Origin of the sequence: Paradesulfitobacterium ferrireducens, from assembly GCF_017310645.1 — a bacterium.
GTDB lineage: Bacteria > Bacillota > Desulfitobacteriia > Desulfitobacteriales > Desulfitobacteriaceae > Paradesulfitobacterium > Paradesulfitobacterium ferrireducens.
This window is the reverse complement of record NZ_JAFLRH010000019.1, coordinates 1-16305: the sequence shown is the minus strand read 5'-3', so window position 1 is coordinate 16305 and position 16305 is coordinate 1. Positions and strand designations below refer to the sequence as shown.

Genomic DNA, 16305 nt, shown 5'->3' with positions numbered 1-16305 from the left:
GCCCTGAACACTAAATTACTTTCGCCACTAATTCCGCTAAATCTAAAACTTCGATCTCATCCGCGTTGGAACGGGTACCATCCTCCATCATCGTTAAGCAAAAGGGACAAGCTGTTACAACGGTATTGACGCCCGCAGCCATAGCTTCCCGGGCGCGGAGGTGGCTGGCACGCTCGCCTGATCCTTCATCCATCCACATATGCCCGCCCCCGGCCCCGCAGCAAAAGCTTTTTTCCTCGTGACGTTCCATCTCATTTAATTCCAGGCCGGGAATGCAGTTGAGCACCTGGCGCGGCTGTTCATAAACAACGTTATAACGTCCAAGATAACAAGGATCATGGTAAGTTGCCGCTTTGCTTAACTCCCCAGTGATCGGTAAAGAACCCGTGCGGATAAGCTCTAAGACAAACTCGGAATGATGCTGAACCTCAAACTGAGCACCCATTCCCGAACTGTAATCGTTTTTAAGCGTATTATAACAATGGGGACAAGCCGTAATTATTTTCTTCACCCCATACTTTTCTAAAGTCTTAATGTTTTCCCGGGCCAGTTGTTGAAAGAGATACTCTTCTCCGACTCGCCTGACCGCATCTCCGCAGCAGTTCTCCTCATCACCCAAGATGGCAAAATCAACTTGACTGGCTTTGAGCAGTTTAAGCATTGACTCCGAAATCTTCCGGGAGCGCTCATCAAATGAGCCCATACAGCCAACCCAATAGAGCACATCCGCTTTCCCTTTATCTTTCAGCAGGGGAACGCCGGATCCTTGAGCCCATTGTCCTCGGGAGCCGCTCCATTCACCCCAGGGATTTCCCTGCTTGTCAAGATTGCGTAAAACCTGCCGCATCTCTACCGGGACTCTGCCTTCCTCTAAAACCAAACTCCGTCGCATTTCCACCGTGCGGCTCACTTGCTCAATTAAAACCGGGCATTGATTTTCACAATAACCACAGGTTGTACAGGACCAAATCGTTTCCGTCGCTAACGGCCCTAGAGGCTCATAAATCTTCTCTCCTTTCCCTTCTTTACCGGAAAGGAAATCCCTTAACGACACATTTATTTCTTTCGGCGACAGGGACTTGTGAGTCAGGAAAGCCGGGCAACCTTGCTCACACCGGCCGCAGCGGGTACAAGCAAGGCTTGCCAGGAGGTGCCTGCGCGTGAAACCTTCAAGCTTGCCCGCTCCGAACACCGGGCTGGGGGTGTTTACATCTAAGGCAAGAATCCTGCCCGTTTCGCTGTTTGCAGACAACAATATATTAACGGGCGCAAATAGTACATGCCGAAATTTACCAAACGGGAGGTATGCCAGTAAACCCATCCCTAATGTTAAATGGAGCCACCATAAAAATTTGTGTAATACTCCTAAATTAACACCGAAGGAACTAAGCATCAGGGAAAAAGCAAAACCCACCGGCGACCAAACTGCCCATGGATCAGCCGTGGCAGCTTGACGCACTCCTTCCACCAAAAAACCGCTCACGAGAATCAGTGCAACCAAGACCAGTAAAATCCAGTCTTCAGTTATGCTCGTTAACCCGGCGGGCCGGACAACAACACGCCGGTAAATCAGGCCAAAGACTCCGATCAAAGCCGCAAGACCGGCCAAATCCAAGGCCAAAGAAAACCAAAGATAAAAGCGGCCAATCAGAACATGAATGCCAAAATCCGCCTGAAGGGCTACAATCAACGTGCCGATAAAGAGAACGGCAAAACCCCAAAAGAGAAAAAGATGCGTAAAACCGGCTAGAGAATCCCGGCGAATACGTCTCTGCTTTATTCCCTCCAGCCATAAAACTTTAACCCTCGCTAATAAATCCGTTCCGAAACCGGCTTGTTTTTTCCCCTTCATTATGGGTAAAATTTGTCTGCCTGCTCCGTAGAGGAAGATGGCAAGTGTGACCACAAATAAGAGGTACATCACAGTATGGTTTGTTATATTCCAGTACACTTCCCGCGCCGGCACGACTTTCCCTCCTCTGCAGCATTATAGGTTCTCTATCTGAAACTTCTGCTTTCCTGCTTTATAAAAACACCCTTTATGATTGCGGCAGCCTGTGCCTCCCGGCTGGCACTCAATCAGGCTCTCTGCCATCCCGCTGACTCTGCTGCCTTTTACTTGATTCACTATCTCTGCGGCTTGAGCGACAGCAGCCGATTCTCCGGCCAAGACCATAGTTGCCGCCCCTTCAGCTCCGTCGATTCCGCCTTTGGCAATTACCGTACATGTTACATCCGCCAAATTGGCAAGTGCGTCTATTTCCGTGATAACTTTCCCGACCAAGGGAACCAGGCCAACTGCCATTCCTTGCGCTTGATGGATCGTGTTGCGCCCGGCAGCGTTTTTCCACCACTTATCCTCCTACGCTCCTACAGTTTGCGGGCGAGCATATGCCCTTCCCGCACCGCTTCGAGAATTGAACGCGGAGCCATGGCATCTCCGATGGTATATACTTCCGGAACTTTCCCCTGCAATTCTGAGAACAACTCGTCACAGGCTTGACGAACTCCTGCAATGACAATGCTGTCGATATCCTCTAACTCAGACTCATCCCCGGAATAAAGATCTTCCACTAAAACCGAATGCCCCTCAGTTCCGCTAACACCGCTTCCGGTAATAATGGTTACCCCTGCCGAACGAAGCCTGGTATGCTGGGTAATCCAGCTTATTTGCACTATATCCGAGCCTTCGATAGTACGCGGGGTAATCAAGGTCACCTCTTTTTCCTGTTCAGCCAGATACTCGGCCACACTGGTGGCCCGGTAATGGCCGTCATCATCCACCAGCACCACTCTCTGCCCTACTTCGGTCTTTCCTTGCACCACATCTTCAACCGGTACACTCTTTACTTCCGCCGCCTCTAACTCAGGCAGCAGCGGCCGGGCACCTGTGGCCACAATTACTGCATCAGGCTGCTCTTGCTCGATTAGCTGAGCTGTTCCCTCAGTGTTAAGCCTAATCTGAACTCCCAACCGCTCCAGTTCATGGCTCAGATAGCGCACAACCCCGCTCAGTTCCTGCCGGGCCGGAATTGAACTGGCCAACACCACATTCCCGCCCAGAACGCTTTGTTTTTCCCATAAAGTAACCTGATGGCCGCGGATGGCTGCCACCCGGGCCGCTTCCATTCCTGCCGGGCCGCCCCCAATCACCAAGACCCGTTTGGGCCTCAGGACCGGAGCAAGGGTGCCGCTGCCCAACTCCCGTTCTAATCCCACGGTCGGATTCTGCGTACAAGTAATGGGGAAACCGCGATGCATCATGCCAACACAGCCCTGGTTACAGCCGATGCAGTAACGGATGTCATCCAGACGATCCTCTTTCGCTTTATTCGGCAGTTCCGGGTCGCACAGAGTGGCCCTGGTCATACACACGACATCAGCCTGATTGTCAGCCAGAATTTGCTCGGCATGACTGGGGTCAATAATACGTCCAACCGTAAATACCGGAATATCCGCCACTACGCTTTTGATTCCGGCAGCAAGGTACACAAAAGAGCCAAACGGAAAATGCATATCCGGAATCATGGTGGCAAAGCTCAGTCCGTCATAATTGCACTGGCTTACGTTAATAAAGTTAAGCTTGCCTGTAGCTTCGAGGCGCACCGCAATTTGCTGCATGTCATCAAGGGTAAGGCCGCCGTCCGTAAACTCATCTCCGCTAAGCCGTATCCCGACCGCCATGTCTGAGCCGCAAACTTCCTTAACCTTATCGATTACCCGGAGGGCGAAGCGCAAACGATTGTCCAAACTTCCTCCCCACTGGTCTGTGCGCTTATTGGTGTGCGGAGACAAAAACTGTTGGATTAAATACCCGTGGGCGCCATGGATTTCGACTCCGTCAAAGCCTGCATCTTTGGCTATTTTGGCACTCTCGCCAAAAGCTTTAATGATCTCCTCGATTTCCCGTTCGGTCATAGCATGGGGAATTTCTTTCTTGCTCTGGCTGGGAATAGCCGAGGGAGCCATAATCGGCAGACGGCTTTCCGTACTAACCATCTGACGTCCCATATGCAAAAGTTGGACGAATATTTTGGCTCCGTGTTCGTGCACCTTGGCAGTAACCTGTTTCAGAGCGGGAATGATCGCGGGAGCGTACCCCGCTATGGCCGTACGCCGGGCGTGGGTAGATGGATGCACATACATCGCTTCCATAATAATCAGTCCGATCCCGCCCTTGGCCTTTTCCGCCAGGTAGTACGCATGGCGTTCCGTGGGGAAACCATCAAGCGCGAAATTAGTAACATGCGCGGAACTGGCAATGCGGTTGCGGATAACAACAGGGCCTATTGCAAGCGGGTTAAATAGATTGGGTAAACTGGACATCACTTTTTCCCCTTTTCATGGCTCTCAAGAAAGCCTTACTTTCAGGGCGCACAAATTAAAGACTGCGCCTTAAATAGCGGCCCCGCCCGGATTCAGCAGAAATCTTGCCATCCTGAGCAATGATTTCACCCCGGCTGATGGTGTAACGCGGCCACCCTTTAAATTTCATGCCCTCATAAACCGTGTAGTCACAGCTGCCGAAAAGTTCAGGGGTGACTTCCCGTTCCCATTCCAAGTCAACGATGGCAAAATCAGCATCCGCTCCGACCCGAATCCCGCCTTTTTGCGGCAGGTTCAGGGCTTGGGCCGTATTTTGGCTGCTGACCTTGGCTACTGTCTCCAGTGAAATACCCCGTTTATGGTACCCTTCGCTGATCAGAACCGGCAATATAAGGCCTGCACCCGGGAATCCAGGCAAGGTGCCCCAGACATCCTTGCCCTTGCTGTACTTCTTATCCAGATTGCTTGGGCAGTTATCAGAGCCCAGTGTTGTAATAAGTCCTGCGCGTATGCCTTCCCATAACTTCTCCGCGTCCTGGGCCGTGTGGATCGGCGGGTTAACCTTGGCCAGTAAATTCGCCGGGGAATCCTCCGTTAAGACCAGATAGTGCGGACAAGTTTCCACCGTAACTCCTTTTTCTCTTAGTTCAGGGGCAGTGTCGATAAAATTCACACTTGAACCGGCACTCAAATGCACAATATACATATTGCCGTTTACTAAATGATTGAGATAGAGTGCCTGCATTACAGATACCGTTTCAGCGTAATCCGGACTGGTGCGGGCGAAAAAGGCCAAGGTGTCTTGAGCATTCTCCGCTTTAACTTCCGCAGCCACTTTGCGTTGCAAATCCATATCTTCACAATGAACACATAAAGAAAGCTTAGGAGACTTGTTCGCAAAATCACGCAGAATGAACATCATATCAGCAGAATCCAAAGTCAAAGGATCTTCTACCCCAAAGATTCTTTTGACATCATCCTGGTAATTACGATAGAACTTGTAAGAAGTCACCCCAAACTCGCGGGCATACTCTTCAACTTCAGCCACATGCTGTTTCGTCAGCAGGCCTAGGCTAAAACCAAAGTCTATCAGACTATTTTTTTCTCCCACTTCAATCAAGTTAGGCACACTTTCCTTATATGATTCTTTGCCGCGATAATAATTGACGATGGAGGTGATACCGCCGATGGCCGCGGCTTTGGTATCCTCGGCAAAATCAGTTGCCATACTATTGTAGATGCCCAGGTGCATGTGGGGGTCAATCACCCCGGGGAAAACATGGAGCCCTGCGGCATCAAGGATGCGGTCTGCTTGCGGGGCAGCGCCGGGCGAAAAAATACCGGCAATTTTCCCGTCCGTAACTCCGATGTCGGCCATGTCCACTCTATCAGCAAATACAACCTGAGCACCTTTGATTAGAAGATCCATCTCAAAACTCTCCTTCCTGCTTATTTCTTCAGGCTTTGGAAGTAGTTAATAATGTTATCACTGTCAACGACATCGCAATACTTCATCCACAGGTCAAGCAAAGCCGCTTTATGGGACAATTGAATCCGGTCATACACGGCATCCTCAATCATGGCTACATTGTAGTTGCGCGTCACCGCATCCACCGCTGTTGCCCGGCAGCAGCCGCTGCTGGAGCCGCCGACAATAATAATGGTATCTATCCTTAATTTCACCAGGTAGCTTTGCAAAGGGGTGCCATAAAACACGCTGGCATAGGCCTTATCAATCACAAGCTCATTGTCCGCAGGAGCCAGCTCAGGCACGATCTGAGTCTCCGGACGGCCGTCGAGGTATTTGCTCTGGTCACGGTTGGTTTTCGTGGCAAAGCCGTCAAAAGCAATGGTTTTCTTTTGCACATTGCGCGAGTAAAAGACCGGGACTCCAGCGGCACGGGCAGCCTCGCGCACGCGCTGGATATTGCGGATGGCCGCCCAAGCAGCCGAGCCACCGCCCGAAGGCCAGCGTTCCAGTTGCTGTTCGATGGGTACATCTTCCCCCACGTAATTCGGCTGCACATCAATAATCATGAGCAGGGGTTTTTGACCCAAACCACGGCTCTTGCCATACCCGCCTTTTTCAATGACCAACCTGTCCACATCCGTAAGTAGATCTTCCCAAACTCTTGCCATTTTCATTTCCTCCTTCGACAGTTTTAGTTGGTTTTTTATGGCCTCAATTTCTTAGGCCTATACCGCTTAGCTATTCAAACCTATATCACGTTTGCTTAAAGATTTTCTGCCGCATGCCGTCCCGCGATGAAGCCGAAGCCTAAGGCTGCCAGCAGTCCATTGCCTGACATATATCCTTTAGGCTTACGGCCTGAAACTCCTACGGCCGCACCCCCACCTGCGTATAAATTTGGAATAGGCTCACCTTTAGTGTTTAACACTTGGGCGTTGACGTTGATTTTCAGACCTCCTTGGGTGTGGAATAAAGCCGGCTCAACCTTGACCCCATAAAATGGAGGTTTGAGCTTTTTCGGAAACCAAGTCCGTCCAAAAGAGTCCTGTCCGTCCTGAACAGCTTGGTTAAATTGCTCAATGGTAGCTGCTAAGCCGGCTTCAGGCAGTCCCAACTTTTGCGCCAGTCCCTCCGGCGTATCGGCTATCTTTAGCCCATGAAGCTGGGCTAGGTTTTTATAATCCTCAATACTCAAGAGATTTTGGTGTATCTCCTCATCCATAATGTAGTTGGCAATCCTGCCCGGCTGCTTCATGACCTCCAGGGCATACTCGGAATACCCCTCGCTTTCATCTCCAAACCGCTTACCCAATTGGTTTACCAGGAACCCCCCGCTCATGACTCCCCCCCAGGTTACGAGGATGCCGTGGCTGGAAGCCACTGAGGCATGCCCCTGAAAGCAAGTCATATTTTCCACTTGAGCTCCCAGTTCGAGCCCCCACTTAATAGCATCCCCAGTATTTGCCTCATACCCAAAGTACAGGACTTCTGCCATTTCGGGAATATATTGTTGTACCATCTCCTTATTACCGCCAAAACCATTGCTAGCCAAAATGACCTTTTTGGCTCCAATCCTTTGAATACCGTCAGGTGTACTGGTTTCCACCCCGATAATCTGCCCGTCGCCCCCGGTCAATAACCGGGTTACCGGGGATTTAAGCATCAAGTAAATATCTTCACGCTTGGCCACTTCACGGCGCAGCTGGTTGATCAATTCCAGCCCGCTTCTGGATTTGGGTGCATGCATGCGGTGATGGGAGTGCCCCGGCCATTTGAATTCCGTGAACAGGGAAAGTTCAATCCCCAGCTTGTCGACCATCCATTCCACCATTGGCCCCGAGGCGCGGCAAACTGCTAAGGTCAACTCCGGGTCACTCTCATGTCCATTCTTATGAAAAATATCTTTCGCCATTTGCTCCGGAGAATCGTCAATTCCGAGCTCTCGCTGGAAGCGTGTACCGGCCGCTTGGATCATCCCCGCGCTGCTGGCGGTATTGCCCAGCACGTGCTCCGTTTTTTCTAAGATGACAACCTCAGCCCCCTGATCTGAAGCTGCCAATGCAGCTACCAAGCCGCAGCCGCCGGCACCCACCACTGCAATATCAACCTCGGCGTCCCAATTCATAAGCTTCCCTCCCATCCATTCAAGATTTCAAATGGAATTCATCCTAATCGTTCCATCCATGGCAACAACGTTCTGAAACATCCCTTGATTTTTCAACACTGCCTTAAAAAAACTCTATACTAGCCCCTCTTGACGAAGCAAATCGTAGATTTGAGCTGCCCCACCTTGGCTGCCTTCAGCCACATTGCCCTTTTTTTTCTTAACTCCGCCGGAGAGAATCATTTTCATTCTGTCTGAAGCTGACATCGAACTGTCCGGCGTTAAGATTTTCTTCGGTTTGAGGCGCGCCGGTGCGAGGCGGGCTGTGCGTGCATAGGAAGCCAGCACCCCAATCTCAGCCGGTTCAACCTGAAGCTGGGCTAAATTAAAAACCGGAATTTCCGCTTGGCGGGCTGCCAACCGTCCCGGAAGGGTGGGATAGCGCGTTTCTGAACCTCTGCCGACAGACAGCACGACGGGAATTGGGCACTCGTATATCAGCCTGCTGCCTTTTTCCCCTCTGCACGTTACTTTTAACTTGGATTCGCTCAAAGGGTCTATTTGAATGACGCTTACCAAATTGGGTCTGGCCAGAAAGTGGGCCAGATACCTCCCAACCATTCCTGATCCGCTGCCACTTGATTTGTCCCCGCATAAAACCAACAGGCAACCACGCTCTGAAATCCAGGCCGCCAGCATCCGGGCTTTCACGGCAGCTGCTGACGGAAAAAAACTTTCCAAACTCTCATCCCAAAGGCGCACAGCCTCATCGGCTCCCAGGCTTAGCGCCTGGCGCATCCCTTCTTCGTGCGTCTCAGGACCGACTGACACAACCGTAACCTTTACTCCCCATCGGTCTTTCCACTTAAGAGCCTCTTCCAAGGCATAGTGGTCTAAATGACCTAAATCATAAACGATTTCCGTCTTTTCCGAGAGACATCCATTTTCAATGGTAAGGGGGCCTGCCCGGTGCGGCCAGAAGCCGACCGGGACCGCGATTTCCAGATCATGCTCCCACCGGCCTGGCATTCTGCTTGCCCTCCTTTATCCGCTTAATTAATTCCGGCAATACCTCATGCACATCCCCAACGATCCCGGCATCGGCAATCTTGAATATGGGCGCATTCTTATCTTTATTGATAGCAATTATTTTCTTCGCATCGCGCATGCCGAAAGTATGTTGGGTTGCACCTGAGATTCCGCAGGAAATAATCAACCTGGGAGCCACAGTCTTCCCGGTTTGCCCGATCTGCCGCTTCAGGGGAATCCAACCATTGTCACGGGCCACCCTGGATCCACCGACAGCCGCGCCGATCAGTTCAGCAAGTTCTTGAATCAGCTGAAAACCTGCTGCTGAACCCATACCCCCACCACCGGCAACAATAACTTCTGCTTCACTCAGATCCACCGTTAGGGGATCAGCTTTTACTTCTTCCAGAAAACGAGTTAAGTTTAGTGTTTGAACCTGTGGACGTACCTTCTGCACCGTACTGTTCAGCCCCGGACACTTCTTAACATTTACTATACCTTCACGCCAAGTAGCCAAAACCGGTCGTTCCGCTGCGGATGTGAGCAAAGCACTTACGCGTTCCCCATACCAGAGACGTTCAAAGAGCAGGCTCTCCGGCCCTTGAGAAATACCGAGGCAATCAGGAAAAATGGGCATCCGGTATTGCAGGGCGGTTCTAGATAGAAGTCCCTTCCCAAACTGAGTTTCGGCCGCGAGCACTAGCCCGGGTCTTTCGCGTTCAATCAATTCACCTAGAAACTCCGCATAATCTTCTCCTGTCACACTGGGTGACCCCTCTTCGTGAAGATAAATTGTTTGCGGACCAAATTCCATGACTTCTTGAACTAAATTTTCCTTATCCGGCGCCAGTACAACAGCAGCTGCAAGAACCCCTCCGGCAACAGTGGTTGCTGCGGTCAGAACCTCTCGTGAACTTTCGCGCAGACCATGGTCATCCCCTTCTACTACAACCCAGATCTGCATTACCTATCCTCCAGTTCTTGTTCAAGGTGCGGAACTAGCCCGCCTACTTTGATCAACTCCTGAATGTGTTCGGGCAAGCGGCTTGCCTGGTAAACTTCACCCCGGGTAAGATTGCGGATAGTCCCGTTGACCAAATCGATCTCTAATTCGTCACCCTGCTGGATCTTATCAGACTCGGGGCATTCCAATACGGGCAGCCCCAAATTAATGGCATTCCGGAAGAAAATTCGGGCAAAAAACACAGCTACTACGGCACTCACTCCGGCATACTTAATTGCAGCCGGAGCACTTTCCCGGCTTGATCCGGAGCCGAAATTTGCGCCTCCGACAACAATGTCTCCGGGTTTGATCTTTTCCGGCAGTTCCGGATCGATTCCTTCAAAGACATGCTTGGCCATCTCGTCATTCGGCAATTTAAGATATTTTCCAGGAGCTATGACATCCGTATTGACATCGTCTCCAAATTTCCAGACCCTGCCCCTAATTGTCTCCATCTCGTTCAGCTCCTTATGAACTCCCTCGGATCAGTAATACGGCCAGTCACCGAAGACGCAGCCACTGTAGCGGCTGATCCCAGGTAGACTTCGGAATCACTGCTTCCCATCCGTCCGCGGAAGTTGCGGTTTGTTGAAGAAATACAACGCTCTCCGTCGCTTAATACACCCATGCTTAGGCCCCCACATGGTCCGCAGGCAGGAGGCAACAGGGTTGCCCCGGCGTTTAGCAGAGTTTCCAGAACTCCGTCGGCTAAAGCCCGCTGCAAAACTTTCTGTGAAGCCGGTGCGACTAATAATCTTGTGCCCGCCGCAACCTTCTGCCCTTTGAGAATGCCTGCAGCCGTCGCCAGATCGTGATATTTGCCTCCGGTGCAACCTCCGATATAAGCTTGATCAACAGAAACTCCACTGAGTGAAGCCGCAGCCGCCACATTATCCGGACTATGAGGGCAGGCAACCAAAGGTTCAAGCTCTTCCGCCTCGCATACAAGAATTCGACTGTACTCCGCATCCGGATCGCTGTAAACCGGGTTAAACTCAACTTTTTTTTCTTCCATATATTTGAGCACTGTCTCGTCAGGCTCAATGATTCCGGTCTTGGCACCCATTTCGATCGACATATTCGTCAGAATAATTCTCTCATCAAGGGGCAGATTTCTAACTGTATCTCCGGTAAATTCAAGCACTTTGTAGGTTGCTCCGGCAGTTCCGAGCTGCTTAAGATTGGCCAGAACCATATCTTTGGCATATGTCCCCGGAGGCAATTTGCCTTCCCATACGATTTTGATTGTTTCAGGAACACGCAGCCAAGTTTTCCCGGTTACAACAACACCCAGCATATCCGTGGAACCTAGAGCCACCACCATCGCGCCCATGGCTCCTCCGGTGCAGCTATGTGAGTCTCCGCCCACCATCAAAATTCCCGGCCTTACATAACCCTTTTCTATCGGTACAATATGACAGATTCCTTCAAACTCATGGAATTTCTTAATACCGTATTTTTTTACCCATGCCCTGGTTATGGCCTGAATACGAGCCTCCGTTTCGTTACTGGGCGGAACGAAATGATCTGAGACGATCGTAATATTATCGGGATTCCAAACCGATGCATTCAGGTGCTCGAGATGATTGGCTATCCTCCTTGGCCCCCCGGAATCTTGCATCATGGCCATATCCACATTAACCCAGACCAGTTCACCCGGACGTACTGTCTCCCTGCCGCTGGCCCGGGCCATGATTTTTTCCGTTATTGTTAAGCCCATTCTCCCTTCCCCTTTGCATATTTAATTACCCTGACTTTTCTTCGACTCTTACGGTTATTATTGATACTTCTTCTCCAGTTCTTTCCACCGGTCTAACCCTATAATGTTATTTACTTGATTAAATAAAAACATTTGATCTAGTTGTCCCTGAGTTGTACCGGATTCTTTTAAGGCGTCCATAAGCCGGCTAACTGCTTTCGTCATCACTCTAATCGCGGAATTCGGATAAATCACGATGTTGTACCCGATTTCCTTCAACTTCTGATTAGGCAACAGCGGTGTCTTGCCCCCCTCAACCATATTGGCTAAAGTCGGGGCATTGAGCCGGCAGTTAATCTCTTTCATTTCCTCAATAGACTCCGGTGCCTCAACAAAAATAACATCCGCCCCGGCCTCTAGGTAAAGTTGGGCGCGCTCGATTGCCGCATTCAGTCCCAGCACCGCCCGTGCATCCGTTCGCGCCACGATCACGAAATCCGAGTCGAGACGTGCATCGACTGCAGCTTTTATCTTATGGACCATTTCACTTGCTTCGATAAGTTGTTTACCTGCCAAATGGCCGCATTTTTTGGGCATTACCTGGTCTTCCAGTTGAATAGCAGCCGCCCCGGCTTTTTCATACGCCTTGACTGTGCGGATGACATTAAGGGCATTGCCATAGCCGGTGTCTCCATCAGCAATAACCGGCACCCTGACCGCCTCACAGATATATTCCAGCCTGTTCACCATTTCGCTCATGCCGAGCAGGCCAAGATCCGGCCCCACCGTCGTATAGGCAACTCCTGCACCCGTCAAGTAAAGGGCAGGAAACCCGGCCTGCTCAATGATTCTGGCGACAAGTGCATCGGCAGCACCAGGGGCTACGATTAATTCGCCTGCTAGCAGCAATTGGCGCAGTTGGGTTGTTGTTCGCATACGTATCCCCTTACATTCCTAAGTAAGCTTTCTTTAGATGTTCATCATGCAGTAGTTTCATAGCAGGGCCGCTGAGAACAATCCGGCCTTGTTCAATCACATACCCCCGGTCCGCCATCCCCAAAGCGTGATGCACGTTTTGTTCTACAAGCATCAACGTAACCCCTTGCTCCTTGATTTTGCCGATAATCTCGAACATTGTTTGTGTTAATAAAGGAGATAAACCGATTGAAGGTTCATCCAGAATCAATAGCTTGGGGGCGGACATGAGTCCTCTTCCGATGGCCAGCATCTGCTGCTGCCCCCCGCTTAAGGTGCCGGCCATGTTACGGGCCTTGGTTTTAAGATCAGGGAGCATTTCAAAAACCAGTTCAAAGTTTCGCTTTTTCTGTTTATGAGCCTCTTTTGTATAAGCACCTAATTCTAAGTTTTCCAAAACTGTCATGGCCGGAAAAAGCTTCCTGCCCTCCGCAACCTGAATTAAACCTCTGGCAACAATTTCGTCAGGTGCCAAACGGGTAATGTTTTCTCCCATAAAAAGAATTTCACCTGATTTCGCTCGCACCAAGCCGGAGATTGTTTTGAGCAGAGTGGTTTTGCCTACACCGTTGGCTCCAACCAAGGAAACCAGTTCGCTTTCTGCTACATCCAGCGACACACCTTGTACGACTAAAGTATCACCGTAGCCTACATAAAGGTCATTGATAGTTAGCAAGCATCTCCACCTCCCCTAAGTAGGCCTCCGCAACCTTTGGATTTTTAACAATCTCGGCAGGCGTTCCTTCAGCCAGTTTCTCACCGTGATGAAGGACCAGAACCCTGTCAGATAGTTTCATTAAAGCCGCCATAATATGCTCGATCATGAGAACGGTAACCCCGTTTTCCCGTACTTTTAGCACCAAATCCATAACCATGCTCACTTCCGTCGGAGTCAGCCCGGCCATCACCTCGTCCAAAAGCAACAGCTGTGGACCGGTAGCCAAGGCTCTTGCCATTTCCAGCTTGCGCTGGTCACCAATCGTCAGTTCTTTGACCTGAGTTTCTTTTTTGTGGTCCAACCCGACAAATGCCAGATAATGTGCAGCAATCTCAGCGGCTTCGGGGTAATTTCTGGCGCGGTTAAAAGCACCGACCATTACGTTTTCTAAAGCAGAAAGCTTGCCAAAAGGTTTTACGATCTGAAAGGTTCTTGCCAACCCTTTTTTACATATTTGATGCGACTCAAGGTTTGTAATATCTTCTCCCTTAAACAGTACCTGCCCCCCGTCGGCCCGGTAGTAACCGGAAAGCATATTAAAAAGGGTAGTCTTGCCGGCTCCGTTGGGCCCAATCAAGCCCAGGATTTCACCCTGGTTGATCATTAAATCAACTTCTTTAACAGCCACCAGACCCAGAAATTTTTTGGTCAGGCGATTAGCTGAGAGGAGTTTCATGAATTTTCCCTTCCTTCCTTGCCAGCGCGGATTTGTCCTGCTTGACCTTATACTGGGTACGTCTATTTTGAATCCAACCCATTACCCCTTCAGGAAGGAATATGATGACGATGATTAAAATAAAGCCGTAAACCATCAAGTTCATACCGCTGTAATTAGCGAGCAAGGTGCCGGTAAGCTCAGAAATCGGCGTGAGGACAAGTGAACCGAGAATAGGCCCCCAAACTGTGCCAACCCCTCCAATAATGGCGGGAATAATCGCATTGATTGAAACCTCGGATCCAAAGACCAAATTAGGATCAATGTAGGAAAAATATTGAGCATAAAATGTTCCGGCCAGTGCAGTCAGTGAGGCACTAATGGCCAAAGCAGCCAGTTTATACCGGAAAACATTCACACCCAGCGCTGCAGCCGCATCTTCATTCTCCCGAATGGCTACAAAATACAAGCCTAAACGGGTCCGGGAAATATAGCGCAGCAAAACTGTCAGCAAAACAAGCAAGGCGAAAATTACATAAAAGTAATATACTTTTTTACTGAATTGAAACATTGTCGACTTGGAAGAAATGGGTATCAGTATTCCCATAGCCCCCTTGAAGAACGGAGTATTGGTAAAGATCGCCCGTAGTATTTCTGCGAAAGCTAAGGTTGCAAGCGCGAAGTAATGACCTTTTAGTTTATAGCGGAAAGAAAGGTAGCCGATAATTAACCCTATTAATCCGGCCACCAGAGCCCCCGCGATCATCCCCAGCCAAGGGGAAAACCCGGCATCTACAAAGAGCAATGATGAAGTGTAGGCTCCTAAACCGAAGAAAGCGGCGTGCCCGAAAGAGAATTGCCCAGCGTACCCGCTCATTACATTCCAACACTGGGACAGATATGCACCATAAGCTACCATAATTAAAAGATTAAGCAAGTAGCTGTTTACGAACCAAGGTAATACCAATAAGATAATTATCACGGGAAGAGCCCAGCCTAACATCGCCTTGCTTTTAGCAACAGAACCGCCTTTTTTAGTGCGAGCCACTGAGACGCCCCCCTCCGAAGAGACCCGTCGGTCTTAACAAAAGTACAAGCACAAAAATGCCGTAGATCACTAAATCATTCCAACTTCCTGAGAGAAACAGCCCGCTGAGGGATTCTGCCAACCCGACAATCAGACCGGCGACCAGTGCACCCCAAAAGTTACCGAGGCCTCCTAGAATAGCCACGACAAAAGATCGGAGAAGAAATACCGCACCGGCTCCCGGTGATGTGAAGAAAAACGGAACAATCAATGAACCTGCTACTCCGGCGCAGGCCGTACCGATTCCAAAAGCAATCGCATTAATATTTTTTACTTTAATCCCGACTAGACTTGCTCCGTCTCGTTCCTGTGAAGTGGCACGGATAGATTTTCCTAAAACGGTTTTCTGTAAAATGATAAATAAAACCGCCGTTAGAATAAGCGCGAAAGCGAAAGCCAGTAGTTTTGGCTTGTTGATAGACACAACCCCCAACTGAATTGAGGTATCAAGGCCCGGAACATTGATGCTCCTGAAATCCGGAGACCATACAAAAAGGGCAAGATTCTCAAGAAACAACATGACACCTAAAGTTAAGAGCAGCTGATTGTGCTGAGGTGCATTGATAATTTTATTTAATAAATACCTCTGCATGAGCCACCCTATTATAAACATGACTGCAATACTTACCGGAATTGTTAAATAAGGGTTAATTCCGAATAACGTAAACAGCCAGTAGGTAACATACATCCCCAGCATCATTAAAGCTCCATGAGCAAAGTTAACAATTTCCATAACGCCAAAGATTAGTGTTAATCCGATGGCCGTAACGGCATACACCCCACCCATCAAAATCCCGTCAGCAGTTGCCTGTAGTATGGCCGCGCCACTCATCTTTTCCCTCCGTTCATTCTGTTCTTTTTATGCTAAGTGTGGGATCCGGGAGCGGGCTATGCAACCCGCTCCCGGATTTGATTGTGTTACTTCATTGGGAAAATCAGCTTCGCTTGGGCATATTTTTCAGGGTAAACTACTACTTGCTTCCCGTTTTGGATTTGGATCAGCACTGCCTGGGCGTTGATATTCTCGGGTCTTTGACACTTGCGTTTATATAGAAATCCCTACAAGCCTTGAAAACAGGGCTTTTTTTATTGGAAAAATGTCAAATTCTCTTCAATTATTAGTGCGTAATTTTGCGTAATGTGTTATAATGTAAGGGATTGGAGGGGATTGTTGCTATGCGGCTTAGTATATCCAAGTCTAAAAATGCTACTTCGCTTTATGCCATACAATCTGTTTA

Annotated in this window: 15 protein-coding genes; all 15 read right to left on the bottom strand. The window is 49.7% G+C overall.

Going from position 1 to position 16305, the window contains the following annotated elements:
- Window positions 1-10: 10 nt before the first annotated feature.
- The 15 genes from J0X21_RS07375 to J0X21_RS07305 all read right to left on the bottom strand — a co-directional run bounded on the left by J0X21_RS07375 (window position 11) and on the right by J0X21_RS07305 (window position 15899).
- The gene (locus tag J0X21_RS07375) at window positions 11-1966 is read right to left on the bottom strand and encodes a heterodisulfide reductase-related iron-sulfur binding cluster (RefSeq protein ID WP_206811552.1); all 1956 of its coding nucleotides are present in this window, start codon (window positions 1964-1966) and stop codon (window positions 11-13) included.
- A gap of 21 nt (window positions 1967-1987) precedes the next feature.
- A complete protein-coding gene (locus J0X21_RS07370; RefSeq protein WP_206811551.1) occupies window positions 1988-2305 on the bottom strand; it encodes a hypothetical protein in 318 nt (105 codons plus the stop codon).
- Window positions 2306-2370: 65 nt separating this feature from the next.
- Entirely contained in the window at window positions 2371-4326 is a 1956-nt protein-coding gene (locus J0X21_RS07365) for an oxidoreductase (protein ID WP_206811550.1), read from the bottom strand.
- A gap of 55 nt (window positions 4327-4381) precedes the next feature.
- Window positions 4382-5755, bottom strand: a complete 1374-nt coding sequence (locus tag J0X21_RS07360) for a dihydroorotase (protein WP_206811549.1) — start codon at window positions 5753-5755, stop codon at window positions 4382-4384.
- Window positions 5756-5775: 20 nt separating this feature from the next.
- A complete protein-coding gene (locus J0X21_RS07355; RefSeq protein ID WP_206811548.1) occupies window positions 5776-6465 on the bottom strand; it encodes an isochorismatase family protein in 690 nt (229 codons plus the stop codon).
- 95 nt (window positions 6466-6560) lie between these two features.
- Entirely contained in the window at window positions 6561-7922 is a 1362-nt protein-coding gene (locus J0X21_RS07350; protein WP_206811547.1) for an FAD-dependent oxidoreductase, read from the bottom strand.
- Between the two features lie 114 nt (window positions 7923-8036).
- The gene (locus J0X21_RS07345) at window positions 8037-8930 is read right to left on the bottom strand and encodes an electron transfer flavoprotein subunit beta/FixA family protein (RefSeq protein WP_206811546.1); all 894 of its coding nucleotides are present in this window, start codon (window positions 8928-8930) and stop codon (window positions 8037-8039) included.
- The gene (locus J0X21_RS07340; protein ID WP_206811545.1) at window positions 8908-9894 is read right to left on the bottom strand and encodes an electron transfer flavoprotein subunit alpha/FixB family protein; all 987 of its coding nucleotides are present in this window, start codon (window positions 9892-9894) and stop codon (window positions 8908-8910) included. Before J0X21_RS07340 ends, J0X21_RS07345 begins: the two co-directional genes overlap by 23 nt.
- Window positions 9894-10388: a 3-isopropylmalate dehydratase small subunit gene (locus J0X21_RS07335; RefSeq protein ID WP_206811544.1), complete on the bottom strand. Its 495-nt coding sequence runs from the start codon at window positions 10386-10388 to the stop codon at window positions 9894-9896. The genes J0X21_RS07340 and J0X21_RS07335 overlap by 1 nt, the downstream gene beginning before the upstream one ends.
- 5 nt (window positions 10389-10393) lie before the next feature.
- On the bottom strand, window positions 10394-11653 hold the full coding sequence (locus J0X21_RS07330) for a 3-isopropylmalate dehydratase large subunit (protein ID WP_206811543.1): 1260 nt from the start codon (window positions 11651-11653) through the stop codon (window positions 10394-10396).
- Window positions 11654-11710: 57 nt separating this feature from the next.
- On the bottom strand, window positions 11711-12568 hold the full coding sequence (locus J0X21_RS07325) for an isocitrate lyase/PEP mutase family protein (protein ID WP_206811542.1): 858 nt from the start codon (window positions 12566-12568) through the stop codon (window positions 11711-11713).
- A gap of 10 nt (window positions 12569-12578) precedes the next feature.
- A complete protein-coding gene (locus J0X21_RS07320; protein WP_206811541.1) occupies window positions 12579-13283 on the bottom strand; it encodes an ABC transporter ATP-binding protein in 705 nt (234 codons plus the stop codon).
- Window positions 13267-14001 (bottom strand): ABC transporter ATP-binding protein, encoded by a 735-nt coding sequence (locus J0X21_RS07315; RefSeq protein ID WP_206811540.1) that lies wholly within the window; start codon window positions 13999-14001, stop codon window positions 13267-13269. Before J0X21_RS07315 ends, J0X21_RS07320 begins: the two co-directional genes overlap by 17 nt.
- The gene (locus tag J0X21_RS07310; RefSeq protein WP_206811539.1) at window positions 13982-15028 is read right to left on the bottom strand and encodes a branched-chain amino acid ABC transporter permease; all 1047 of its coding nucleotides are present in this window, start codon (window positions 15026-15028) and stop codon (window positions 13982-13984) included. Before J0X21_RS07310 ends, J0X21_RS07315 begins: the two co-directional genes overlap by 20 nt.
- Window positions 15015-15899: a branched-chain amino acid ABC transporter permease gene (locus J0X21_RS07305; protein ID WP_206811538.1), complete on the bottom strand. Its 885-nt coding sequence runs from the start codon at window positions 15897-15899 to the stop codon at window positions 15015-15017. The genes J0X21_RS07310 and J0X21_RS07305 overlap by 14 nt, the downstream gene beginning before the upstream one ends.
- Window positions 15900-16305: the final 406 nt, after the last annotated feature.